The organism is Streptomyces sp. NPDC006435 (assembly GCF_040612315.1).
In the GTDB taxonomy this organism is placed as follows: domain Bacteria; phylum Actinomycetota; class Actinomycetes; order Streptomycetales; family Streptomycetaceae; genus Streptomyces.
Window position 1 is genome coordinate 1 of the sequence record NZ_JBEXPY010000124.1, and the last position, 1,556, is coordinate 1,556.

Annotated in this window: 1 protein-coding gene; it reads right to left on the bottom strand. The window is 69.3% G+C overall.

Features of this window, described 5'->3' with window-relative positions; translation table 11 throughout:
• Positions 1 to 1,529, bottom strand: a 1,529-nt coding sequence (locus ABZZ04_RS39415; RefSeq protein WP_356937057.1) for a condensation domain-containing protein, incomplete at its 3' end; no start/stop codon positions are given.
• Between the last annotated feature and the right edge of the window lie 27 nt (positions 1,530 to 1,556).

Below are 1,556 nucleotides of genomic sequence, written 5' to 3' on the forward strand. Positions count from 1 at the left end.
GCACCCGGCGCAGCCGCAACCGACGCCGCCAGAGTCACGAAATGCCCCGCCAACCGCTCGATCGACGCCCGCTCGAACAAATCCGTCCGATACTCAAGGGCTGCCAGCAGCTCACCGTCCGCCTCCGCCGCGGTCAGCTGGAGGTCGAACTTGGCGTCCTGACCACCCACACCGACCTGCTCGACCGTCAGGCCGGGCAGGTTCCACGACTCTCCGTCCGGGGTGTTCTGGAAGACGAAAAGGGTCTGGAACAGGGGGTTGCGGGACAGGTCGCGGTCGGGGGCCAGCTCGTCGACGAGGCGTTCGAAGGGCAGGTCCTGGTGGTCGTAGGCACCGAGCGCGGTGTCCTTGACCCGGTCGAGGAGTTCGGTGAACGCCGGATCGCCGGACAGATCGGTGCGCAGGACGAGGGTGTTGACGAAGAAGCCGATCAGGCCCTCGGTCTCGGCGCGGTTGCGGCCGGCGATCGGGGTGCCGACCGCGATGTCGTCCTGCCGGCAGTAGCGGGCCAGAACGATCTGGAACAGGGACAGCAACGCCATGAACAGGCTCGCCCCCTGCCCGCTCGCCGCCGCCCGCAGCGCCTCCGTCACCTCCGACGGCACCGAGAAGTACACGGTGTCGCCCTCGGCTCCCTCCCGATCGGCCGGCCGCCCGTGGTCGGTCGGCAGCTCCAGGGCCGGGACCCCCGCGAGGCGCTCGCGCCAGTACGTCAGCTGCTTCTCCAGGAACTCCCCGCCCAACTGTTCCCGCTGCCAGGCAGCGAAATCCGCGTACTGGACGGAGAGTTCGGGAAGCGACACCTCACGCCCGGCAACCGCAGCCCCGTACAACTCCCGCAACTCACGCGCCAGAATCCCGGAGGACCAACCGTCCGAGACGATGTGGTGCAGCGTGATCAGTACGTACTGGTCGTCGTCGGCGACGCGCACCACGTCGACCCGCAGGAGCCGCCCACCGTCCAGCTCGAACGGTCGTCGTGCCTCGGCCGCCATGATCTCCAGCGCGGCCCGCTCCCGATCGGCCGTCGGGAGGATTTGCACGTCGTGCACCACCGGAGTGACCGACCACGGCGCGTCCACGATCTGCGAGGGGCGACCCGAGTCGTCCGTGACGAACCGGGTCCGCAGCACCTCGTGCCGGGTCACCAGACCGGTGAACGCCGCACCCAGTGCACCGGCGTCGAGCGTTCCGCGCACCCGCAGACCGAACGGCACGAGGTACTCGGCGCTGCCCGGCGTCAGCTGGTCCAGGAACCACAGCCGCTGCTGCGCGAACGACAGCGGCAGTGGACCGTTGTCGCGATCGAGCGGTACCAGCGGCGCCTCGTCGGTCGTCCCCAGCTCCCGCACGACCCCTGCCAGTGCGGCCGGGGTGGGCGAGGTGAAGAGGGCACGCACCGGGACGTCCGCCCCGAGCCGCTGCCGCAGACGCGACGTCACCTGTGTCGCGAGCAGTGAATGTCCGCCGAGTTCGAAGAAGTTGTCGTGGATGCCGATGGTGTCGATGCCGAGGACGTCGGACCACACTGCGGTGATGGTCTCTTCCGTCGAGTT